Annotated in this window: 19 protein-coding genes; 11 read left to right on the forward strand and 8 right to left on the reverse strand. The window is 70.6% G+C overall.

Annotated features, from left to right (window positions below):
- Window positions 1–168: 168 nt before the first annotated feature.
- The 3 genes from ACFXQA_RS06725 to ACFXQA_RS06735 all read left to right on the forward strand — a co-directional run bounded on the left by ACFXQA_RS06725 (window position 169) and on the right by ACFXQA_RS06735 (window position 2,824).
- Complete coding sequence (locus ACFXQA_RS06725; protein ID WP_394519026.1) at window positions 169–942, forward strand: enoyl-CoA hydratase-related protein; 774 nt, start codon at window positions 169–171, stop codon at window positions 940–942.
- The gene (locus ACFXQA_RS06730; protein ID WP_394519027.1) at window positions 942–1,814 is read left to right on the forward strand and encodes a hypothetical protein; all 873 of its coding nucleotides are present in this window, start codon (window positions 942–944) and stop codon (window positions 1,812–1,814) included. Before ACFXQA_RS06725 ends, ACFXQA_RS06730 begins: the two co-directional genes overlap by 1 nt.
- A gap of 62 nt (window positions 1,815–1,876) precedes the next feature.
- Entirely contained in the window at window positions 1,877–2,824 is a 948-nt protein-coding gene (locus tag ACFXQA_RS06735; RefSeq protein WP_394519028.1) for a cytochrome b/b6 domain-containing protein, read from the forward strand.
- Window positions 2,825–3,008: 184 nt separating this feature from the next.
- Here ACFXQA_RS06735 and cofE read toward each other — a convergent pair whose 3' ends face one another.
- Together cofE and ACFXQA_RS06745 are read right to left on the reverse strand one after the other, a co-directional pair.
- Window positions 3,009–3,770, reverse strand: coding sequence for a coenzyme F420-0:L-glutamate ligase (gene cofE / locus ACFXQA_RS06740; protein WP_394519029.1), 762 nt, complete (start codon window positions 3,768–3,770; stop codon window positions 3,009–3,011).
- 1 nt (window position 3,771) lies between these two features.
- Window positions 3,772–4,290 (reverse strand): GNAT family N-acetyltransferase, encoded by a 519-nt coding sequence (locus ACFXQA_RS06745; protein ID WP_394519030.1) that lies wholly within the window; start codon window positions 4,288–4,290, stop codon window positions 3,772–3,774.
- A gap of 77 nt (window positions 4,291–4,367) precedes the next feature.
- On the opposite strand from ACFXQA_RS06745, the gene ACFXQA_RS06750 reads away from it, so the two are divergent.
- Window positions 4,368–4,925: an acyl-CoA thioesterase gene (locus tag ACFXQA_RS06750; RefSeq protein WP_394519031.1), complete on the forward strand. Its 558-nt coding sequence runs from the start codon at window positions 4,368–4,370 to the stop codon at window positions 4,923–4,925.
- 64 nt (window positions 4,926–4,989) lie between these two features.
- Window positions 4,990–8,703 carry a proline dehydrogenase family protein gene (locus tag ACFXQA_RS06755; protein ID WP_394519032.1) on the forward strand — a complete coding sequence of 1,238 codons (3,714 nt, stop codon included), beginning with the start codon at window positions 4,990–4,992 and terminating at the stop codon, window positions 8,701–8,703.
- Between the two features lie 44 nt (window positions 8,704–8,747).
- On the opposite strand, the gene ACFXQA_RS06760 is transcribed toward ACFXQA_RS06755, so the two are convergent.
- Complete coding sequence (locus tag ACFXQA_RS06760; protein WP_394519033.1) at window positions 8,748–9,338, reverse strand: 1,2-dihydroxy-3-keto-5-methylthiopentene dioxygenase; 591 nt, start codon at window positions 9,336–9,338, stop codon at window positions 8,748–8,750.
- A gap of 203 nt (window positions 9,339–9,541) precedes the next feature.
- Here ACFXQA_RS06760 and ACFXQA_RS06765 point away from each other — a divergent pair, with 203 nt between their 5' ends.
- Genes ACFXQA_RS06765 through mtnK form a run of 4 tightly spaced genes read left to right on the forward strand, consistent with a single transcriptional unit; the run spans window position 9,542 to window position 14,494 of the window.
- On the forward strand, window positions 9,542–10,645 hold the full coding sequence (locus ACFXQA_RS06765) for a substrate-binding domain-containing protein (RefSeq protein ID WP_394519034.1): 1,104 nt from the start codon (window positions 9,542–9,544) through the stop codon (window positions 10,643–10,645).
- Window positions 10,642–12,237, forward strand: coding sequence for a sugar ABC transporter ATP-binding protein (locus ACFXQA_RS06770; protein ID WP_394519035.1), 1,596 nt, complete (start codon window positions 10,642–10,644; stop codon window positions 12,235–12,237). Before ACFXQA_RS06765 ends, ACFXQA_RS06770 begins: the two co-directional genes overlap by 4 nt.
- Window positions 12,234–13,289 (forward strand): ABC transporter permease, encoded by a 1,056-nt coding sequence (locus tag ACFXQA_RS06775; protein ID WP_394519036.1) that lies wholly within the window; start codon window positions 12,234–12,236, stop codon window positions 13,287–13,289. Before ACFXQA_RS06770 ends, ACFXQA_RS06775 begins: the two co-directional genes overlap by 4 nt.
- On the forward strand, window positions 13,286–14,494 hold the full coding sequence (gene mtnK / locus ACFXQA_RS06780) for an S-methyl-5-thioribose kinase (protein ID WP_394519037.1): 1,209 nt from the start codon (window positions 13,286–13,288) through the stop codon (window positions 14,492–14,494). The genes ACFXQA_RS06775 and mtnK overlap by 4 nt, the downstream gene beginning before the upstream one ends.
- A gap of 148 nt (window positions 14,495–14,642) precedes the next feature.
- On the opposite strand, the gene ACFXQA_RS06785 is transcribed toward mtnK, so the two are convergent.
- The 4 genes from ACFXQA_RS06785 to ACFXQA_RS06800 are packed head-to-tail and all read right to left on the reverse strand — an operon-like array spanning window position 14,643 to window position 17,441.
- The gene (locus ACFXQA_RS06785) at window positions 14,643–14,945 is read right to left on the reverse strand and encodes a hypothetical protein (protein WP_394519038.1); all 303 of its coding nucleotides are present in this window, start codon (window positions 14,943–14,945) and stop codon (window positions 14,643–14,645) included.
- On the reverse strand, window positions 14,942–15,580 hold the full coding sequence (mtnB, locus tag ACFXQA_RS06790) for a methylthioribulose 1-phosphate dehydratase (protein WP_394519039.1): 639 nt from the start codon (window positions 15,578–15,580) through the stop codon (window positions 14,942–14,944). The genes ACFXQA_RS06785 and mtnB overlap by 4 nt, the downstream gene beginning before the upstream one ends.
- Window positions 15,577–16,275 (reverse strand): acireductone synthase, encoded by a 699-nt coding sequence (gene mtnC / locus ACFXQA_RS06795; protein WP_394519040.1) that lies wholly within the window; start codon window positions 16,273–16,275, stop codon window positions 15,577–15,579. Before mtnC ends, mtnB begins: the two co-directional genes overlap by 4 nt.
- A complete protein-coding gene (locus tag ACFXQA_RS06800) occupies window positions 16,272–17,441 on the reverse strand; it encodes a translation initiation factor eIF-2B alpha/beta/delta subunit family protein (protein ID WP_394519041.1) in 1,170 nt (389 codons plus the stop codon). Before ACFXQA_RS06800 ends, mtnC begins: the two co-directional genes overlap by 4 nt.
- Before the next feature lie 182 nt (window positions 17,442–17,623).
- On the opposite strand from ACFXQA_RS06800, the gene ddaH reads away from it, so the two are divergent.
- Complete coding sequence (gene ddaH / locus ACFXQA_RS06805) at window positions 17,624–18,511, forward strand: dimethylargininase (protein WP_394519042.1); 888 nt, start codon at window positions 17,624–17,626, stop codon at window positions 18,509–18,511.
- Window positions 18,508–19,725: an ornithine--oxo-acid transaminase gene (rocD, locus tag ACFXQA_RS06810; protein ID WP_394519043.1), complete on the forward strand. Its 1,218-nt coding sequence runs from the start codon at window positions 18,508–18,510 to the stop codon at window positions 19,723–19,725. Before ddaH ends, rocD begins: the two co-directional genes overlap by 4 nt.
- A 101-nt stretch (window positions 19,726–19,826) precedes the next feature.
- Here rocD and ACFXQA_RS06815 read toward each other — a convergent pair whose 3' ends face one another.
- Complete coding sequence (locus tag ACFXQA_RS06815; protein ID WP_394519044.1) at window positions 19,827–21,398, reverse strand: molybdopterin-dependent oxidoreductase; 1,572 nt, start codon at window positions 21,396–21,398, stop codon at window positions 19,827–19,829.
- Between the last annotated feature and the right edge of the window lie 52 nt (window positions 21,399–21,450).

Raw genomic sequence — 21,450 nt, forward strand, 5'->3', positions numbered from 1 at the left:
GGGTACGCGCAGGAGCTGCAGAGCGCAGTCCAGACCTCTCGAGCATCGTCCGTCCGGGTGACGGAGAGATGAACGAGAAGGAACGATCGTGCTTCGCTCGACTCCGGGTGCGCGGCAGGAGAGGATCGAGACGCTGCGCCGGCAGCATCCGCTCTTCGGAAGGACGCCATGACCTACGAGACCCTTCTCACCGAAACGCGCGGGCGTGTCGGCTGGATCACTCTGAACCGGCCGGAGGCCCTCAACGCCCTGAACACGACCCTGATGCGCGAGATCGTCGACGCGTCCGAGGCGTTCGACGCCTCGCCCGAGATCGGTGCCATCGTGGTGACGGGGTCGGCGAAGGCCTTCGCCGCCGGCGCCGACATCAAAGAGATGGAGTCGAAGTCGGCGGTCGAGATGTTGCTCGAAGATCGCTTCGGCACGTGGGGCCGCTTCGCCGCCGTCCGCACGCCCACGATCGCCGCCGTCGCGGGATACGCGCTCGGTGGCGGCTGCGAGCTGGCGCTCATGTGCGACCTCGTGATCGCCGCCGACTCCGCGAGGTTCGGTCAGCCCGAGATCACGCTCGGCGTCATTCCGGGAATGGGTGGGTCGCAGCGTCTCGCACGGGCCATCGGGTCGTACAAGACCGCCGACCTGATCCTCACCGGACGCACGATGGATGCTGCGGAGGCGGAGCGCTCCGGGATCGTTTCGCGGGTCGTGCCCGCCGACGAGCTGCTCGCCCAGGTTGCGGAGATCGCCGAGGGCATCGCGTCGAAGCCGCTTCCGGCGCTGTACGCGGCGACCGCTGCGCTGGATGCCGCACTCGAAACCCCGCTCGCCGAAGGGCTGCGTTTCGAGAAGCAGGCGTTCGCCGCCCTGTTCGCGACCGACGATCAGAAGGAGGGCATGGCGGCTTTCCGCGAGAAGCGCGCCCCCCGCTTCCGTCACCGCTGATGGGTCGTTCACGATGGATCGGTGCGGCGATCGTTGTGGCGATGCTCGCGATGTCGGGCTGCGCCCCCGAACGGAGCGCGTCCGCGCCGTCGCCCTCGTCGTCCGCCGACGACGCGATCGCCGAGTTCTGCCGCGGCCCCGCCGTCGCGGAGTGCGAGCGAGGTGACGCGTTCGTCGTGGTGACCGTCGCGAATTCGGCCGATGAGCAGCAGACCATCCAGCTCGCTCGGCAACTTCGGGTGTTGGCCGAGGCGGAGGAGCTCGGGAACGGCGCGAGCCTGCGTCGCGAGAGCGCCGATGCGGCGGCTATCGATCCCGACGTCACGACGCCGCCGGCGTGGGAGTTCTCGGTGTACCCGGGGGACGCCGGCGAAATCGAAGGGTCGGTGTCGGGACTCCTGGCGGTGGAACAGGTCGCGGGAACCCTCGGCGCCGGGGTCAGTGGGGGCTGGCCTCACGTCACCGTCGCGTCCATCGACGACTTCGCCGCGGTCTTCGACGCGGTCGCCGCGACGCCGCTGTTCCGTGACGGGGGCACCTACACGCTGTGGTCGGTCGACGAGCAGTTGCGCATCGTTCACACCCCGAAGTGGTTCTCGGGCGCGGGTATCGCGGAGGTCATCGACCTCGCGTCGGCCTACCCGGCCGCCGAGGTTCTGCTCGAGGCTCCCGAGGGAGGCAGTCAGCCTCCCGTTCTGTACGTCTCCCGGCTCACGCCCGACGAGGTCGCGGCGATCGACGCCCGACTCTCACAGCCGGCCCTTGCGCGGGCGAGCGTCGAGGGAGGAGCAATCGAGTACGTGCTCGGGACGACGGGGAGCGACGGGGCGACCTACACCGGCGGCACCTTCGGTGGCACGGCCGTGGAATGAACTACCGCGAGCATCGAACTTCTCGGTGCCGGCCCGGTCGCACGAAAATCTAGACTTCGATCGTGGTCAAGACGCGCGGAGGGGGTGCCGGTGTCGACGCGCCCGCCCGTCTCGGTCGCTTCACCCGCCGGCAGTGGATCGGCGGAGGTCTCGTCGGAGCGGTCGTGCTCATCGTCGCCCTCGCGGCGGTGGTCTTCGGGACGCGGTTCGCGCTGACGGTCGAGCCGCTGCGCTCTTTCGTCGCGACGCACCCCGGGGAGTATCCGCTGCCGCCGGGAGCCCCCGTCGGAATACCGCCGTGGCTCGGCTGGCAGCACTTCTTCAACACCTTCTTGATCGTGCTGATCCTGCGCTCGGGGTGGCAGGTGCGAAACCAGAAGCGACCCGCCGCCTTCTGGTCGCCGCGCGGCGACAAGCGTCGCAAGATGAGCCTGTCGCTCTGGTTCCACCTCGCGCTCGACCTGCTGTGGACGGTCAACGGTGTGGTGTACGTGACACTGCTCTTCGCGACGGGGCAGTGGATGAAGATCGTCCCCACCTCGTGGCAGGTCTTCCCCGAAGCTTTCTCGGCCGCCCTGCGATACGCCTCGCTCGACTGGCCCACCCACAACGGGTGGGTGAACTACAACAGCCTCCAACAGCTCTTCTACTTCGTCACCGTCTTCGTCGCGGCCCCGCTGGCGATCGTGACGGGTGTGCGGCTCAGCATGTTCTGGCCGCGTCGTGCCGAAAGGCTGAACCGGCTCGTGCCCTTCGACGCGGCGCGACGGGTGCACGTCTGGGTGATGGTCTACTTCGTGATCTTCATTGCGGTGCACGTGGCTCTGGTCATGGCCACGGGGGCGCTGCGCAACCTCAACCACATGTACGCCTCGCAAGACGTCGTCAACTGGGCGGGCTTCTGGATCTTCGCCGTCTCCCTCGTCGTCCTCGCGGCGGGGTGGGTGGCCGCGCGCCCGTCGGTGCTCGTTCCGCTCGCCCGCCTCTTCGGCGACGTGAAGCAGCGCTGACGACCCGTCCGCGTCATCCGGGCACCTGATTCGGGCTCTCCCCGGCCCGTTCATCCCTTGGCAGCATCCGCCCCTCCGCTCGGTGGAGGGCATATGGCGGGCGGAGGGTGGTGTCGCCGCTTTTCGTCCTCCCCCGGCCAGATCCCCTCCGCTCGACGGAGGGGTCAGCGAGCTCGACGGAGGGTCAGGGGGCGAGGGATGCTGCGCCCGCGGCGAATCCCTCGGCGCGGGCTTCGTCGGCGCCCTGACGGAACATGTCGCGCTCGCCGGGGCGGACGATCGACCGTGCGCCGGGAAGGTCGAGCGCCCCGACCAGGTCGGCTCGACCGCGGACGACCGCGACGGGTTTGCGCGTCGCCTTGCCCTTGACGAGATCGGCGGCCGCGGCGATCTCGTCGGCGACGCACGGCATCGTCACGACGAGCGGTCGGCCCTCAGCGTCGGTCTGCCCTCGAAGGTCTTCGAACACCTCGACCCCTCCGGCACCGATCGCTGAATCGGTCTGCCCTTCTCGCCACGCGCGACCGAGGGTGTCGGAGATGATCACTCCGACGTGAGCACCGGTTCGTGCCCTGAGCCCTTCGGCGAGGCGCCGCGCCGAGGCGTCCGGATCGACGGGAAGCAGCAGCACCGTACCCGCGGGGGTGTTGCTGGCGTCGACGCCGGCCGCCGCGGCGACGATCCCGAGTCGGTTCTCGACGATGCGGGTGGTGTGCCCGGTGGGCGAGGTCCTCGTCGAGACGACCCGCACGGTTTCGGCGGTGATCGCGTCTTCGCGATCTTCGGCGTCGATGATGCGGCCCTCGGCCTTCGAGACGATCTTGCTCGTCACGACCAGGATGTCGCCGTCCTGGAGCTGACCGTGAGAGGCCGCGGCGATGATCGAAACGAGGTCGTCGCCGGGCGTGATCTCACCGATGCCGTCGAGGGCCCAGAGCTGAAGCACGTCAGCGGACGAAGCGCACCTCGGTGAGTGTCTCGCCGAGGAAGGGTTCGGTGTGCGAAGCGCCGTCGAGGGTGAAGCCGTTGCGGACCCAGAAGCGGTGGGCGCGGGGATTGTCTTCGGCGACCCAGAGATAGATCTCTTCGCCCGGCTCGACGGCGGCGTCGAACAGCTGCTGGCCGATGCCGGTGCCGTGCCACGCGTCGAGGAGATAGATGAAGAAGAGCTCGCGGCCGCGGGGGGCATCTTCGTCCCGGGCGGGACCCGAGCCCACGAAGCCGACGATGTCGCCGTCGACCAGGGCCGCCTGCATGCGGTAATCCTCGCCCTGCGAGGCCCAGTGCGTCCACAGCTCCGCCATGCGACGCGCCGAGACCCGCTCGAGTGCGGCCTTGCTGATCAGGTGGTCGTAGGTCTCGTGCCAGCAGGTCGCGTGGACGCGCCCAAGGGCTTCGGCGTCCACGTCGCGAACCGGTCGGACGACGATGTCGTTCTGGATCTCGATGGGGGTTTCGGCTGCCATGGCCAGACTCTACGCGGGCACGCGGCGGGCGGCGAAATCGGTTCACGAAACCCCGGAGGCCAGCTACGATCCGGTTCGTGAACGTGATCTGGCGCACCCTCCTCGTGATCCTCCGCGCACGCCTGCACCGGGTGAGCCACCCGCTCGCGGCGACGGCGATCAGCCGCATCCGGGTGCGCACCCTGCCGACCGACATCGACCTCTTGCGGCACATGAACAACGGCCGGTATCTGTCGCTGTTCGACCTCGGGCGGTGGGATCTCCTGGTGCGCACCGGACTCGCCGACGCGACCCGCACGCAGGGGTGGTACCCCGTCGTGTCGAACGAGACGATCACGTTCCGCAAGTCGCTGAACCTCTGGCAGAGCTTCGTCATCGAGACCCGCTTCATCGGGCACGACGACCGGGCCTTCTTCCTCGAGCACCGTGCGGTCGTCGACGGCGAGATCTACGCCCAGGCGATCATCCGCGCCCGCATGCTGCGTCGCTCGGGCGGCACCGTCCCGCACGAGGAGCTCTTCGCCGCTATCGGGCGGCCCGAAGGCCTCCCGGAGGTCGAGCCGTGGCTGCACGAGTGGGCAGCGGCATCCACGCTCCCCTCCACCCGGCGGCCCGCCCCCAGCATCTGGGAGTGAGACCCGGAAGACCCGTTCGGCGGGCCGCCGGGGTGCGGTGCCCGGGCGTCCTTAGGCTGTGGGCATGACCGCCCAGACCGAGCCCGCGAGCGCCGCACTCGACCTCCCCGATCGGGCGGTGACGCTCGCCGGGCGCTGGGTCTCGGCATCCGCCTCGGAGCCGACGGATGCTTCCGCGCAACGCCTCGCCGGGGTGCTTCGCGACCCGAAGGGCCTGCCCTTCACCATCGGCTTCGTCGACGGCGTGATGCGACCGGAGAGTCTGGCGGCCGCGGCGACTCGCCTGCATCGGATCGCGCCCCTCGTGCCGGGTTTTCTGCCGTGGTACCTGCGCGGAGCGGTGCAGGTCGGGGGAGCGGTGGCGAAGGTCCTGCCGACGCCGGTCGTCCCTCTCGCCCGTCGGGCGCTGCGAGAGATGGTCGGGCACCTCGTCGTCGACGCCCGCCCCGACAAGCTCGGGCCCGCGATCGCGTCGCTCCGAGAGAACGGGGCCCGCCTGAACCTCAACCTCCTGGGAGAGGCCGTCTTGGGGGAGGCCGAGGCGGAGCGGCGGCTGAAGGGCATCCATGAGCTCATCCGCCGGCCCGACGTCGACTACGTCTCGGTCAAGGTGTCGGCGATCGCTTCCCACATCTCGATGTGGGCCTTCGACGATGTCGTCGATCGGGTGGCCGAGCGGCTTCTTCCGCTTTACATCGACGCCGCGTCGTCGACCCTCCCCACCTTCATCAACCTCGACATGGAGGAGTACCGCGACCTCGACCTCACGATCGCGGTGTTCACGCGCATTCTCGAAGACCCGCGGCTGGCAGACCTCGAGGCGGGCATCGTGCTGCAGGCCTACCTGCCCGACGCGCTGCCCGCGCTCCGGCAGCTGACGGCTTGGGCGCGGCAGCGCGTGGCCGGCGGTGGCGCACGCATCAAGGTGCGCCTGGTCAAGGGCGCGAATCTCGCGATGGAACGCGTCGACGCGGTCATGCACGACTGGTCGCTCGCGACCTACGGCAGCAAGCTCGACACCGACGCCAACTACCTCCGTTGCCTGGACGAAGCGCTCACGGCCAAGGCGACCGACGCGGTGCGTATCGGAATCGCCGGACACAACCTGTTCGACATCGCCTACGCGTGGGAGCTCGCCGGCGACCGCGGGGTGCGTGAGGCCGTCGAGATCGAGATGCTGCTGGGGATGGCCCAAGGACAGGTCGCCGCGGTCGCCGGCGACGTCGGGCACGTGCTCCTCTACGTTCCCGTCGTTCGCCCCGATGAGTTCGACGTGGCGATCAGCTATCTCGTGCGGCGGCTCGAAGAGAACGCCTCGGGCGAGAACTTCCTCTCGTCGGCCTTCGACCTCGCCGATGATCCCGCCCTGTTCGCGCGAGAGCGCGATCGCTTCCTCGCCTCGCTCGAACGTGCCGCAGATCCGGCCCTGCCGATCGGCCCCCACCGACGGCAGGATCGCGCGTTCTCGCTCGAGGCAGCCGAGCCGGCGATCCTCCGTGAGCCCGCCGCCGAAGACCCGGGGCTGACGCAGGCCGTGCTCGGCATCGCGCGCGACGCGACAGCATCCGACGCCCCTCCCGAGCACGTGCTGTTCGGCGGGCAGCCGTTCGTCGAGACGGCGGTGTACGCGCCGCGAGAGAGCGGCGACGCGGTCGGCGCTCCGGGCTTCCGCAACGTCGCCGACTCCGACCCCGCTCTCCCCGCGAACCGCGACTGGGCCCGTGACGTGCTCGCCCGTGTCGACGGCTCGACCGCCGGAACAGCTCTGATCGCGGCCGCCCGCGTCGACGATGCCGACGCGCTCGACGCGCTCGTCGCACGGACGGCGGATGCTGCCGGCTCGTGGAGCACGTCATCCGCCGCAGAACGGGCCACCCTGCTGCAGAGCGCCGCCCGCGTACTCGCCGAGCGCCGCGGGCTGCTCATCGAGGTCGCCGCCTCCGAAACGGGCAAGGTGTTCGCCGAAGCCGACGTCGAGGTGAGCGAGGCCGTCGACTTCGCGAACTACTACGCCGCGACCGCCCGCGAGCTCGACCGTGTCGGCGGCGCGGTGTTCGTGCCCGCGCGGGTGACCGTGGTCGCCCCGCCCTGGAACTTCCCGATCGCGATACCCGCCGGGGGCGTGCTCGCCGCGCTCGCCGCGGGCTCGGGGGTCGTCTTCAAGCCGGCCCCCCAGGCCCGTCGAACGGCCGCGGTCGTCGCCGAGGCCCTGTGGGACGCGGGTGTGCCGCGCGACGTGCTCGCGCTCGTCGACCTCGACGAAGAGGCGCTCGGACGCCGACTGATCGAACATCCGACGGTCGACCGGGTGCTGCTGACCGGCTCGTGGGAGACGGCGCAGCTCTTCCGCTCGTGGCGGCCCGACCTGTCTCTGCACGCCGAGACCAGCGGCAAGAACGCGATGATCGTCACGGGGTCTGCCGACCTCGACCTCGCCGCCTCCGACCTCGCGCGCAGCGCCTTCGGCCACGGCGGGCAGAAGTGCTCCGCCGCCTCCCTCGCGATCCTCGTCGGGTCGGTCGCTCGCTCGCGGCGGTTCGCCGAGCAGCTGATCGACGCGACGACGTCGTTGCGCGTGGGACCGCCGTCCGATCCTCTGTCAGAGGTCGGCCCGCTGATCGAAGAACCCCGCGGCAAGCTGCGGTGGGCACTGACGACTCTCGGTGAGGGGGAGCGGTGGCTCGTCGAGCCGCGGGAGCTCGACTTCGATCCGTCCGGCCCGGGAGCCGACAGCGCGGGCAGATTCTGGACGCCCGGTATCCGCACCGGCGTGCAACCCGGGTCGCGCTTCCACCGCGAAGAATTCTTCGGTCCCGTCCTCGGGATCATGCACGCCCACTCGCTGGCGCACGCCATCGAGCTGCAGAACGCCGTCGAGTACGGGCTGACCGCCGGCCTCTACACGCAAGACCCCGACGAACTCGCGCTGTGGCTCGACAGGGTCGAGGCCGGCAATCTCTACGTCAACCGCGGCACGACGGGTGCGATCGTCCAGCGCCAGCCGTTCGGCGGGTGGAAGCGGTCGTCGGTGGGGACGGGGGCCAAGGCCGGCGGGCCCAACCACCTCATCGGGCTCGGTTCGTGGCGCCCGTCATCGGGCGGTCCGGCGTCGTCGACGCTGCACCTGCGCGGCCTCGACTCGCGGTTGACCTCGATCATCGAGGCCGCTCAGCCGACCCTGTCGTACGAAGCCTTCGAATGGCTGCGCCGCGGGGCGTTGTCGGACGCGATCGTCTGGGACCGCGAGTTCGGTCGGGTGAAAGACGTCTCGCGTCTGGGCGTCGAGCGCAACCTGTTCCGCTACCGCCCGACGTCGGTGGCGGTGAGAGCCACCGGCGATGCCCCGTGGCAAGCGGTTCTGCGGGTGGTGCTGGCAGCCGTGCGGTCGGGCTCGGTCTTCACCCTCAGCGTTCCCGTCGGGCTGCCCGGAGACGTGCGCCGTGTGCTCGGCGACCTCGACGTGCCGGTGTGGGTCGAGAGCGAAGACGAGTGGATCGAGCGCATGACGGGCGACGCCGGCATCGTCTCGGCCGCCGCCGATGAGGCCTCGCCGCCGCGTCCGCCGCGCGCTCGCCTGGTGGGCGCGCCCGACTCGGTGGCCGAGCTGCGCCGGGCCCTCGCCGAGGCGACGGCGGGCGACCCCGATCTCGCGGTCTACGCCGACGAGGTCACGACGGCCGGCCGCATCGAGTTGCTGCCGTTTCTCCGCGAGCAGGCGATCTCGATCACCGCGCACCGGTTCGGCACCCCCGATCCGTGGAGCGAGCCCGTCATCTGAGCTGCTCGGCGCAGCATCCGCCCCCGTGAGATCAGCGGTTGATGTCAGGCGGTGGCGAGTTCCGCGCGGCGGGCCTGGAGGTCGTCGAACGAGGGGAACGAGTCGGCGATGGGGTTTCCGGTGAAGTGACCGACCCAGCCGTCGTCGTCGTGGAAGAAGCGGATGCTGGTGAACTCGGGCGCCGCCACTCCCAGGTCGAACCAGTGCGTCGTGTTCGCGGGAACGGAGACGAGATCGCCGGCCTCGCAGTACAACGCGTAGACCTGGTCGTTCACGTGCAGGTAGAAGACGCCCGCGCCCTTGGCGAAGAAGCGGTCTTCGTCGTCGTCGTGCTGGTGCTCCGAGAGGAACTTCTGGCGCGACGGCCCCTTGACCTCGTCGTAGTTCGCCTGGGACGGCGAGAGCTGCATGACGTCGACGAGCGTGTAGCCCTCGCTCTGCTTCACCGCTTCGACCTCGTCGGCGTACAGCGCGAGCACCTCTTCGAGCGAGGCGTCGTCGGCGAAGTCCTTGATCTCCCAGCGCGAGAAGCGCGCGCCCAGGGTGGCGAGAGTGTCGCGGATCTCGGTCTCGTCGATGGTCTCGAGCACGGGGACGCTCGAGTCGGTGTCTTTCCAGACGGTCAGCAGTGTCATGGGGATCTCCTCCGGGTGCGGGGTCTCGAGATCGATTCTCGCGCCTTCCCGCCCCGGCCGGCCAGCCGGGCGCGGTATTGCGGTCGTGGGCCGTAACAATGCGCAACGACGGCTTGGGTGCGTTGGGACGCTCCTGCTTGACTGCTCCCGCGCCGGACAGCACCGGCGGCGTCCCCCCGCATCCCTCACCCGAAGGTGACACCATGTCGTTCTCTCCTCCGCACCGCCGACTGCTCGGCATCGCCGCGGCGGCCAGCGCCGCTGCGCTGCTCCTCGCCGGATGCGCCCAGCAGACCGCGGCCACTCCCGCCGACTCCGCTCCGTCGCAGCAGGTCGCCACCGCCGATCTGCCCGCGCCTTTCGACGGCGAACCCGTCAAGGTCGCCCTCGTGCAGCAGTCGGGTGCCGGTGACTACTTCACCGCCTGGACCGCCGGCGCGAAGGCGCAGGCCGCGGCCGCGAACATCGAGCTCACCGTCTCCGATGCGCGCAACGACAACGCCAAGCAGGCGTCCGACCTCGAGCAGGCCATCGCGTCCCAGCCCGATGCGATCATCGTCGACCACGGTCAGACCGACACGATCGAGCCGCGCATCCGCGACGCGGTCGACGCCGGCATCCCGGTCATCGTCTACGACCTCGCCATCGAGAACACCGAAGGTGTGCTCGTGACGTCGCAGTCCGACCAGTCGATGGCCGAGGGGGTTCTCGACGAACTCGTCGCCGATGTGGGCGAGAACGCCAAGGTCGGCCTCGTCAGCGCCGAGGGCTTCGCGCCTCTCGACCGCCGCAAGGTCGTCTGGGACGAGTACCTGAGCGAGCACGGCCTCGACGAGCTGTTCTTCACGGGCGAGGTCACCGAGTCGACCGCGACCGACAACATTCCGCTGACCGATGCTGCGCTGAAGGCGAACCCCGACGTTCAGGCGATCTTCGCGCCCTACGACGAGATCACGAAGGCCGTCGTGCAGGCCGTCACGCAGAACAACCTGCAAGACCAGGTCAAGGTCTACGGCATCGACATCTCCAACGCCGACATCGAGGTCATCATCGCCGACGGTAGCCCCTGGGTCGCCACCTCGGCCACCGACCCCGCGTCGATCGGTGCCGCGGTCGTCCGCACGCTCGCGCTCTCCCTCGCGGGCGAGCTCGACGAGACCGAGGTGCAGTTCCCCGCGGTCACCGTCACGCGTGACTTCCTGATCGAGAACGAGATCACCAACGTCGCCCAGCTTCGCGAGGCGGAGCCGTCGCTCCTGCTCGACGACGTGGTGGTCGCCGATTGGCTGCCCGCCGTCTCGGGATGACTTCTCCAGAAGACGGGTCCCTGAGCTCGTCGAAGGGCGCTCAGGCGGACGACCGACCCGTCGTCCGCCTGAGCGGCGTCGGCGTGCGCTTCGGGGCGAACGAAGTGCTGCGCGACGTCTCGCTCGAGCTCGCGGCCGGCACCATCACGGCGCTTCTGGGTACGAACGGGGCGGGCAAGTCGACGCTCATCGGCGCCGTGTCGGGCGCGAACCCCGGATACATGGGCTCGATCGAGGTCTCCGGCTCATCCGCGCGGCTGACGTCTCCGGCGCGGGCGCGTCGCGCCGGCATCGAGACCGTTCACCAGCGCATCGCCGACGGAATCGTGCCGTCGCTCTCGGTCGCCGACAACATCGCGCTCACCGATCTGTCGTCGGGTGGACACCGCGTGGTGCGCCGGGCCGAGACCGAGCGGATCGCCCGTGCCGCGCTCGACCGGCTGGGCCTGCACTGGTCGGACGACGTGCTGCGCGCCGACGCCGGCCGCCTCGGCACCTCTGACGCGCAGCTGCTGATCCTCGCTCGGGCACTTCGCTCGACTCCGCGCCTGCTGATCCTCGACGAGCCGACCTCGGCTCTCACCGCGGCCGAGGCAGACCGGCTCTTCGACGTGCTGCGCGCCCTGCGAGACGGGGAGGCAGGGCGCCCCGGTCTCGCGATCCTCTTCGTCAGCCACCGGTTCGGCGAGATCGAGCGGCTCGCCGACCGCATCCTCGTGCTCCGCGACGGTGGCCTCACCCTGGCCGCGTCGCGCCCGTTCGACTGGCATGCGGCGCTCGAGGCCATGCTGGGCGTGCCGACCGAACTGCAGCAGCACGTCACCGAGCCCGAGCCGGCGGGTGATGTTGTCTTCGCTGTCGACGACGCGCGGCTGCTCCCAGGGGCCGAACCGCTGTCGCTGCAGGTGCACGGCGGCCAGGTCACCGGCATCCTGGGACTTCTCGGCGCGGGCAAGACCGAGCTGGCCGAGATCGTCGCGGGGGTGCGCGCGGCGGGCGGCGCCCGCATGACACTGGCGGGCGGGGCGTACCGTCCGGCGAACCCGGCGGCCGCGAAAGAGGCCGGCGTCGTCCTCGTGCCCGAAGATCGCCAGCGCGGCGGCATCCAGCCCGGCTGGTCGATCGCGCGCACGGTGGGGCTCCCGGTGCTCCGCGAGATCTCCGACCGTCTCGGTGTGGTCGGGGTGCGGCGTGAGCGCGCGGTCGCCGACGAGGTCATCGACGCCTACGACGTCGTCGCCCCGTCGGCCGAGACGCCGGTCGACGAGCTGTCGGGCGGCAACCAGCAGAAGGTCATCGTCGGTCGGTGGCTGCGCACCGGCCCCACGCTCGCCGTGCTCGACGAACCGTTCCGCGGCGTCGACATCGGAGCCCGCCGCCGCATCGGCGACGCGGCGCGTGGCCGCGCGAAAGAGGGCGCGGCCGTCGTCGTGCTCTCGAGCGACGTCGACGAGATCCTCGACGTCGCCGACCGCATCGTGGTCCTCGTCTCGGGCCGCATCGCCCTCGATACCCCCGCCGGAGTGCTCGAGCGGACGCGCATCGTCAGCGCGCTGCTGGATGACCCCGGACACCCCAAGGAGACGGCATGAGCCTCACATCGACAGCATCCGCCCCCCGCCTCGGCGCCAGCGTCGTCGACAGGGTCATCGATGGTGTCGCGAAGTGGGGGTTCGTCGCCGTCACCGCGCTGCTGATCCTGTTCTTCGTCTTCACCGAACCCGCGTTCGGCACGGTCGACAACGTCTTCGGGATGCTGAAGTTCATCGCCCCCGTCGGCATCGCCGGCCTCGGGGTCACCCTCGCGATGACGGTCGGCGGACTCGACCTGTCGGTCGGCGCGAACGCCGGCTTCGCCGTGTCGATCGCCGCGTGGACCCTCGTGATCGCCGGCCAGGTCGGCGGCATCGCGGTCGGGGTCGTGCTGCTGTCAGGAGCCCTGATCGGGGCGCTGAATGCGGCGCTGATCGTGTTCGCGCGCATCCCCGATCTGCTGGCGACGCTCGCCACGATGTTCACCGTGGTCGGCCTCAAGCTGATCATCGTCGACGGCAAGTCGATCTCGTCGCAGATGACCCTCGCCGACGGCTCGACCGCGCCCGGCCGCTTCACCCCCGACTTCCTGTGGTTCGACCGGGGGACGATCGGCCCGGTCTCGGTGCCGGTCATCCTCTTCCTGCTGCTGACCGCGCTGCTGTGGTTCGTGCTCGACCGCACCCGGTGGGGCCGCGCGCTCGCCGCTGTCGGGTCGAACCCCGAGGCCGCGCGCCTGGCGGGTGTGCGGGTGCGCGCCTACCGCGCGGCCGCCTACATCGGGTGCGGCGTGCTCGCCTCGATCGCCGGCCTCGTGCTCGCCGCGCGCATCGGCCAGGGCGACGTGTCGGCGGGCAACTCGCTGCTGCTCGACGCGGTGGCCGTGGCGCTCGTCGGCGTCTCGGTGCTGGGTATCGGACGCCCGAACGCGTGGGGCACGGCGCTGGGCGCGGTGCTCATCGCGGTCATGGTGACGGGCTTCTCCATGATGGGATTGCCGTACTACATCCAAGACTTCGGCAAGGGCGTCGTGCTGCTGGTGGCTCTGCTGTTCAGCTTCACGTTCCGACGTCGCAAGACCACGATCATCGCCGGGAGCACCACCGTATGAGCGACCTCGAAGCCGACCTCCTCTCCGTCGACACGGTCGCCGCGTACCTCGTGGCCCGGCCGCACCTTGCGGGCCCCGTCGACACGGCGGCGATCGAGTCCGTCGTCGAGGTCGGTGACGGCAACCTGAACCTCGTCTTCATCGTGACGGATTCTGCGGGCAACGGCGTCGTCGTCAAGCAGTCGCTCCCGCACGTCCGTGTCGACCCGACCTGGCCTCTGACGCGAACGCGGGCGAAGCGGGAGGCCGTCGTTCTCGCCGCCCACGAAGCGGTCGACCCGGGTCACGTCCCCGCGTTGTACGGCTTCGACGAAGCATCCCTCGCCCTCTCGATCGAGGATCTCAGCGATCACGCCGTCTGGCGCAACGAGCTCAACGCGGGGCGGCTGCACACCTACGCCGCCGCGGAGCTCGGTCGCTACGTCGGGGCGGTCGGCTTCGCGACGAGCGTGTTCGGCACCCCCGGTCCCGAGCGCCGGCGCCGCATCGCGGAGGCTACGAACCCCGAGCTGTCGGAGATCACCGAAGACCTCGTCTTCACCGAGCCCTACGTCGACCACGAGCACAACGGGTGGCTCGCCGCCAACGCAGAAGACGTGCGCGAGCTGCGCGCCGATCGCGTGTTCGTCCGCGAGATCGGGCTGGCGAAGCAGCGCTTCCAAGAAGACACCCAGAGCCTCGTCCACGGCGACCTGCACACCGGATCGGTGTTCGTGCGCGCCTCGGCCGACGGCGGCTCGGTGCGCGCGTTCGACTCGGAGTTCGGCACATATGCCCCGACCGGCTTCGACCTCGGCGCGGTGTGGGCGAACCTCATCATCGCCGCGGCCCGCGCCTCGGTGCTCGGGCGCGAGGCCGACGCCGAGCAGCTGCTGGCGCTTCCGGTCGAACTGATGGCGGCGTTCGAGGCGGAGTACACCCGCCGCTGGCCCGAGCGCGTCGACCCGCGCGTCTACGGCGACGACGTGCTGTCGGTGACGCTCCGCCGCATCCGTTCCGATGCCGCCATGTTCGCCGCGGCGAAGGCCGTGCGGCGGATCGTGGGCTTCTCGAAGGTCGCCGACATCCAGACCCTGCCCGAGCACGAACGCGCCATCGCCGCCCGCCGGGTTCTGCTCACGGCGCGCACGCTCGGCGTCGCGCGCCTGATCGACCCCGACCCGAAGCGTCTTACCCAGCTGTCACGCGAGCCCCTGCTGACCTAGCGCGTCACTCGCCTGCGTCGCGGGCGAGCGGATGCTGCGGTGTCGCCGAGCCCACATCGTGTCGCCGAGCCGACACCGTATCGCCGCAATTCAGATGTCGGTTCGGCGAGCTGATAGCGGGTCGACGAGGCGAGCGGATGCTGCGGACTCAGGGCGTCAGCGGGCGGAAAGACTCCGGCGGGGTACGGGTGCCGGCGAGGAACAGGGCCAGACCTTTCTGGAAGTCCAGGATCGAGGCGACGAAGAGCGCGCTCTCGTCGGGTGCGATGTAGATCTTTCCGCCACCCCGAACGCGATGAAAAACGCAGACTCCCTGGTCGTCATCGAGGACGATGACGGCGAGCTCGGCGTCCGGGGCGAGGAGCGCGAAGTAGCCGCGCCCGACATCGGCGAGGCGTTCGATCTCTGCGGTCGCGCCGGTACCCCCGGCAGGCTCCCCGGAGTTCGTCATGATGTGCGCGTCGCGACGACGAAACGCAGGAGCCACTCGGTGATCTCGAGGTGCCGGCGGGCGGCCGCGGCATCTTCCCCCCAGGCGTAGATGCCGTGCGACGCCACGATCATGGCGGGCACCTCGGGCACCTCCGCGGTGCCGGGCACGTAGATCTCGTCGAAGCGCGCGGCCTCCACCGCCATGTCCTGATCGTTGACGATCACCGGGATCACGACGGTCTCGCCGTGCGCGGCGTGGCCGATGCCCTTGAGCATCTCCATGTCGCGCAGCTCCACGCCCGAGGGCCACCGGTGGCCCGCGACCACGGCGTCGAGCGCGTGCACGTGGAACACCGCTCCCGCTCCGGTGCGCGCCGCGATATGTGCGTGCAGGCCGGCCTCGGCCGACGGGGGCCGCGGGTCGTCGGCGTCGAGGCCCCGGCCGTCGGCGCCGACGAGCACCACGTCGGCCTCGGTGAGTTCGGACTTCTCGAGCCCCGACGCGGTGACCGCCAGCACGAGCGGGTCGCGGTCGATCACGAGCGAGAGGTTGCCGGAGGTGCCGCGCATCCAGCCGTAGCCCGAGAAGCGTGCGGCCTCGGTCGCGAGCGTCGCACCGGCCTCGAGCGTGCGCGCGGTCGACAGCGCGCTCATCGCGTGAGGTCGATCTCGTCGAAGGAGTGCACGACGGGGCCTTCGAACGCGGTACCGGCCCAGGGCTCGCCCGCGCGGTCCAGCGCGACCGTCTGCCAGCCGGCGGCGCGGGCGGCGGTCACCTCTTCGGGGTGGTCGGTGAGGAAGAGCGCCCGGGCGGGCTCGACGCCCAGGGCTTCGGCGATCTTCGCGTACGACGCCGCATCCTTCTTGCCGCCCGCGTTGACCGTGTCGAACCAGGCCTCGACGAGGGTCGACAGGTCGCCCTGGGGGGCGTGACGGAACCACGGATGCTGCGAGGCCACCGAACCGGAGGAATACACCGCGATCCGCTGACCGGCGGCCGCCCACGCCCGCAGCCGCGGAGGCACGTCGTCGAAGAACTGCGACGTGATCTCGCCCGCGGCGAAGCCTTCGGCCCAGATCACGCCCTGGATGGTCTTCAGCGGAGTCGACTTGACGTCGGTCGCCATGAGCGCGCGGAGCGCATCGGCGACGTCGGCGTCGGTCGCCTCGCCCGCGATCCCCGTTTCGGCGATCGCCGCGGCGCGCGCTTCGCGCAGCTCGGGGCGACCCAGCGCCTCTTCGAGCCGGGGGCGGGCGTAGTCGTACAGGTCGCCGAGGATGAACCCGGCCTCGCTGGTCGTGCCTTCGATGTCGAGCACGACGATGTCGGCGGAAAGCGTGATTGTCATGCGGGGTCTCCGTCGGCGAAGGGGTGGAACGCGACGGTGTCGGGCTGGACGGCGTCGTTGACCGCAATCGGCGCCACCGGCGTCCGGCGCCGACGGAGCGCGGGAACGCTCGAGCCCACGGCGAGCGCCTCGGGGTCAGCGGTGAAGTGGTCGGCGACACGGGCGGGCTCGAACGTGCCGCGACTGGTGGCGATACGGGTCACGAGATGCGGCGGGGTGACGTCGAACGCCGGGTACCAGGCATCCGTCACCAGGGGGCTCGCGGTGCGGTGGCCGAGCACCTCGAGAACCTCGGCCGGGTCGCGGTCTTCGATCACGACATCGGCGCCGGTCGGGGCGGAGCGATCGGGCGCCTCGGCCATCGCGTAGTAAGGGACCCCGAAGACCGAGGCGGCGGCAGCCAGCGCGAGGGTGCCGACCTTGTTCACGACCGAGCCGTCGAGCGCCACCCGGTCGGCGGCGGTCACAACCGCGTCGATCGGACCGCTGCCCGCCCCGCGCGGCGACGAGAGGGCCGCCGCCCCCATGCCGTCGGTGATGAGCGTCACCTTCTGCCCGAGTTCGCGCAAGGAGTGCGCGGTCAGGCGCGCTCCCTGCAGGTAGGGGCGGGTCTCGGTGGCGACCCATTCGATCTCGCGGTCGGCCTCGTCTGCGGCGGCGACGAGACCGAACAGGTAGGCGTCGGCCCAGCAGTGCGTGAGAATGCGCGGCGACTCCGGCAGCAACGACAGAGTGGCCCGCCCGAGGCGCCGTGCCGCGTCGCGGTAGTCGCGGTCGACACCCGCCGCGGCCGACAGGGTCGCCTCGACGAGCTCGCCGGTGGTGTCGGCGTCCCTGCCTGCGGCGAGGATCGTCGCGACGGCATCGCGCGGGTGCGCGTTGGTCGGGCGCGCGGTGGCGAGTGCGCGGCCCGCGTGTCCGAGCGCGGTCCGTGCCGCGCCGAGCGGCAGGTCGCGCGACTGGAGTGCGGCCAACGCCATCCCGGCGGTGGCGGCGTGAAGCGGACCCGAACTCTGCGTCACCATGTCGCGGACGGCGGTGGCGACAGCATCCGGTGTCTCTGCCACCATCCACTCGACGCGGGCCGGAAAGACGCGGCGGTCGAGGATGCGGACGACTCCCGCAGCCTCATCCAACACGACGGAGTTCTCTAGGGTCGCGGTCACGCCCCCATCCTTCCACGCAGCGCCGAAGCGGGCTCGCGTCGGATCAGCGCCGGGGTGCACAATGGAGGCGGCGTGTCCGGGTCTGTCTGTCCACTCCGCTCTCGACGAGAGCGGTGGGGAGAGCCGCCGGGCCCCAGGACAGCGTCCGCCGCCTCTTGCTATACGCACAGTCGAGGAGCCCCATGTCCACGAACGACACCGCCACGACCCCCGCCCCCGCATCGTCGTCGGAGCGCGTCGCGCAGCACCGCCGCTATCTCATGTGCCGGCCCCAGCACTTCACGGTGAGCTACAGCATCAACCCGTGGATGGAGCCGAGCCGCCCCACCGACACCGACGTGGCGCTGCGCCAGTGGCAGACGCTCTACGACACCTACCTCGCTCTCGGCCACGAGGTCGAGCTCATCGACCCGCTCGAGGGCCTCCCCGACATGGTCTACACCGCCAACGGCGGGTTCATCATCGACAACATCGCCTACGGCGCGAAGTTCCGTTTTCCCGAACGCGCGCCCGAGGGCCCCGCGTTCATGGACTGGTTCCGCGACAACGGATACGAGGTCGCCGAGCCCGTCGAGGTGAACGAGGGCGAGGGCGATTTCCTGCTCGTCGGCGACACGATCCTCGCCGGCACGGGTTTCCGTTCGACCGGAGACAGCCACCGCGAGGTCGGCGAGGTCTTCGGCAAGGAGGTCGTCTCGTTGACCCTCACCGACCCCCGCTTCTACCACCTCGACACGGCGATCTCGGTGCTCGACCCCGTGCAAGGGCCGGGCGGCGCCGAGCGTGCCAACATCGCCTATCTGCCGAGTGCGTTCGACGCGGAGGGTCGCGGCATCCTCGCCGAGCGTTACCCCGACGCGATCCTCGTCGACGATGCCGACGGCGCGGTCTTCGGACTCAACTCCGCCAGCGACGGCCGCAACGTGCTCATCTCGCCCCGCGCCAAGGGGTTCGAAGCGCAATTGCGTGATCGCGGGTACACCCCGGTGCTGATCGACCTGTCGGAGCTCCTCCTCGGCGGCGGCGGCATCAAGTGCTGCACGCTCGAACTGCGCGGCGGCACCCGATGAGCGCCTCGACCGACACCGGCACGCTGCGGATCATCTCGGCCGAAGACGAGCACCTCGCCCACAACTACCACCCGCTCCCCGTCGTCATCACTCGAGGCGAGGGCGCGTGGGTCACCGACGTCGAGGGCAAGCGCTACCTCGACCTGCTGTCGGCCTACTCGGCGCTGAACTTCGGACACGGCCACCCCGCGATCCTCGCGGCCGCGCGCGAGCAGCTCGACAAGCTCACCCTCACCAGCCGGGCTTACCACAACGACCGTCTGGGCCCCTTTGCGACGGCGCTCGCCGAACTGTGCCGCAAAGACGTCGTGCTGCCGATGAACACCGGCGCCGAAGCGGTCGAGACCGGCATCAAGGTCGCCCGCGCCTGGGCCTACCGGGTGAAGGGCGTCGCACCGGATGCGGCGACCATCATCGTGGCGAACGGCAACTTCCACGGGCGCACCACCACGATCGTCGGCTTCAGCGACGACCCTACGGCGCACGACGACTTCGGCCCCTACGCGCCCGGATTCGTCCACGTGCCGTTCGGCGACGCGTCGGCGATCGGGGCCGCGATCGACGAGAACACGGCCGCCGTGCTGATCGAGCCGATCCAGGGCGAAGCCGGGGTCGTGATCCCGCCCGAGGGGTACCTCCGCGCGGTTCGCGAACTGTGCACCGCGCGCAACGTGCTGTTCATCGCCGACGAGATCCAGTCGGGCCTCGGTCGCGTCGGCACCACGTTCGCGTGCGACCGCGAGGGTGTCGTTCCCGACGTCTACCTCCTCGGCAAGGCACTCGGCGGCGGCATCGTTCCGCTGTCGGCCGTCGTCGCCGACCGCGACGTGCTGGGAGTGATCCACCCCGGCGAGCACGGTTCGACGTTCGGCGGCAACCCGCTTGCGGCAGCCGTCGGCCTGCAGGTCGTCGAGATGCTCGCGTCGGGGGAGTTCCAGGCCCGTGCCGCGGCTCTCGGCGAACACCTCGCTGCGAGCCTCGACTCGCTCGTCGGGCACGGCGTGACCGCCATCCGCATCGCCGGCCTCTGGGCGGGTATCGACATCGATCCCGCGGCCGGCACCGGGCGCGAGGTCGCGGAGCGCCTGCTCGCACGCGGCGTTCTGGTGAAAGACACCCACGGTCAGACGATCCGCATCGCCCCGCCCCTGGTCGTCCGCGCGACCGAGCTCGATTGGGCGGTCGAGCAGTTGCGTCACGTGCTGGCGGCCTGACCGCGCAGCATCCGTCTCCGGCATAGGCGATGCGCCGAGCGAAGGACGATTCCGCGCGGATCGTCCTTCCTCCGGCGATTCTCCTACGCTCGGCGCGCGACTCAGCGCACGGTGACCTCGACCGAATGCCATCCCGTCGCGCCGTCGGGCACGACGTTCGCCTCATCGGGGGTCTGCGTCTCGCCGTCGACGTTCGTCGCGCGGCAGGTGAGGCGATGCGAACCCGGTTCGGCAGCCCAGGGCACGCTCCACTGCACCCACGTGTCGTCGCTGATGGCGGTGGCGAGGGTCGCCTGCTGCCAGTCGCCGTCGTCGACCTTCACCTCGACACCCGCGACTCCGACGTGCTGCTGCCATGCGACGCCGGCGATCACCGTGTCACCGGCGGCGACCGACGTGCTGCGGCGAGGTACGTCGATGCGTGACTCGAGCTTGATCGGTCCGCGCTCCGACCACCCGCGGTCGGTCCAGTACGAAGTCGCGGCGTCGAACCGGGTTACCTCGAGCTCGGTCACCCACTTGGTGGCCGAGACGTAGCCGTAGAGCCCGGGGACGACCATCCGCACCGGAAAACCGTGCTCGGTCGGCAGCGGCTCGCCGTTCATGCCGACCGCGAGGATCGCGTTGCGTTCGTCGGTCAGGGCCTCGATCGGCGACGAGGCGGTGAACCCGTCGATCGACCGAGACAGCACCATGTCGGCGTCGGCGGTCGGACGAGCGCGGGCGAGCAGCTCGCGAATCGGGTATCCCAGCCAGAGCGCATTGCCGATGAGGTCGCCGCCGACCTCGTTCGACACGCAGGTGAGGGTCGTGATGCTCTCCTCGAGCGGCAACGCGACCAGTTCGTCCCACGTCAGCGTCACTTCTTGCTCGACCATTCCGTGGATGCGGAGCGACCAATCCGATGCTGCCACCTGCGGCACCACGAGTGCCGTGTCGATGCGGTAGAACTCGCCGTTGGGGGTGACGACCGGGGCGAGTCCGTCGATGCCGAGCTCGGCGGCCGCCGGGACGGGCGGAGCGGCGACGGCCGGTGCGGGCAGGCGGAGGGCGTCGCGTGCCGCGGTGACGGCTTGGGCGCCCGCCCGCACCGCGCCACCGGCGATCGCCAGTACCAGGCCCGTCGCCGTGGTGACGCCCGCCCAGACGAAGAAGCGGCGTCGGTCGGGATCGGCCGGACCGCCCTCGACGGGGTCGGCCGGACCACCTTCGCCCTCCGCGGGAGCCGGCGAAACCTGCGACCGGTTCGCCGACCGGGCGAGAAAGCCGATGGCGATGGCCCCGATCGCACCCGCCAGCGCCGCGGGGAACCAGGCCGCCTCGGTGGCGCCCGCTCGGGTGGCTGCGACGAAGGCTCCGCCGATCCCGAACGCGGCCACCACGACGCGGCCCCACGGAGCCTTGCGCGCCTCGAGCCAGCCGGCTCCGGCGGCGAGGATCACCGCGACCAGACCGATGCCGACGAGGAGGGCGATCTTGTCGCTCGTGCCGAACAACGCGATGGCGGTGTCTTTCGCCCACGAGGGGGCGAGGTCGATGATCGCGCCGCCGACGACCGCGAACGGACTCGACGCCGGGGCGAACAGGCCCGCGAGCAGCTCTCCCGCGCCCGCGCCGAGCGCGACGGAGGCGATACCGGCGAGAGCCGGAGGGAGCGGCGAAGGGCGGGGCATGCGCACAGCGTACGTCCGCCGGCTTGGCGCAGCATCCGTACGCTCCGCGCCC

The sequence above is a fragment of the Microbacterium shimangi genome, assembly GCF_043556445.1.
Classification (GTDB): Bacteria; Actinomycetota; Actinomycetes; order Actinomycetales; family Microbacteriaceae; genus Microbacterium.

What these genes read in the sequence shown, in the direction of transcription:
- rocD (WP_394519043.1), top strand. Translation starts at nt 18,508, where the DNA reads ATGAGCGCCTCGACCGACACCGGCACGCTGCGGATCATCTCGGCCGAA.
- ACFXQA_RS06745 (WP_394519030.1), bottom strand. Translation starts at nt 4,290, where the DNA reads ATGGCAGCCGAAACCCCCATCGAGATCCAGAACGACATCGTCGTCCGA.
- ACFXQA_RS06770 (WP_394519035.1), top strand. Translation starts at nt 10,642, where the DNA reads ATGACTTCTCCAGAAGACGGGTCCCTGAGCTCGTCGAAGGGCGCTCAG.
- ACFXQA_RS06730 (WP_394519027.1), top strand. Translation starts at nt 942, where the DNA reads ATGGGTCGTTCACGATGGATCGGTGCGGCGATCGTTGTGGCGATGCTC.
- ACFXQA_RS06725 (WP_394519026.1), top strand. Translation starts at nt 169, where the DNA reads ATGACCTACGAGACCCTTCTCACCGAAACGCGCGGGCGTGTCGGCTGG.
- ACFXQA_RS06755 (WP_394519032.1), top strand. Translation starts at nt 4,990, where the DNA reads ATGACCGCCCAGACCGAGCCCGCGAGCGCCGCACTCGACCTCCCCGAT.
- mtnB (WP_394519039.1), bottom strand. Translation starts at nt 15,580, where the DNA reads ATGAGCGCGCTGTCGACCGCGCGCACGCTCGAGGCCGGTGCGACGCTC.
- ACFXQA_RS06815 (WP_394519044.1), bottom strand. Translation starts at nt 21,398, where the DNA reads ATGCCCCGCCCTTCGCCGCTCCCTCCGGCTCTCGCCGGTATCGCCTCC.
- mtnK (WP_394519037.1), top strand. Translation starts at nt 13,286, where the DNA reads ATGAGCGACCTCGAAGCCGACCTCCTCTCCGTCGACACGGTCGCCGCG.
- ACFXQA_RS06765 (WP_394519034.1), top strand. Translation starts at nt 9,542, where the DNA reads ATGTCGTTCTCTCCTCCGCACCGCCGACTGCTCGGCATCGCCGCGGCG.
- ACFXQA_RS06785 (WP_394519038.1), bottom strand. Translation starts at nt 14,945, where the DNA reads ATGACGAACTCCGGGGAGCCTGCCGGGGGTACCGGCGCGACCGCAGAG.
- ddaH (WP_394519042.1), top strand. Translation starts at nt 17,624, where the DNA reads ATGTCCACGAACGACACCGCCACGACCCCCGCCCCCGCATCGTCGTCG.
- mtnC (WP_394519040.1), bottom strand. Translation starts at nt 16,275, where the DNA reads ATGACAATCACGCTTTCCGCCGACATCGTCGTGCTCGACATCGAAGGC.
- ACFXQA_RS06775 (WP_394519036.1), top strand. Translation starts at nt 12,234, where the DNA reads ATGAGCCTCACATCGACAGCATCCGCCCCCCGCCTCGGCGCCAGCGTC.
- ACFXQA_RS06760 (WP_394519033.1), bottom strand. Translation starts at nt 9,338, where the DNA reads ATGACACTGCTGACCGTCTGGAAAGACACCGACTCGAGCGTCCCCGTG.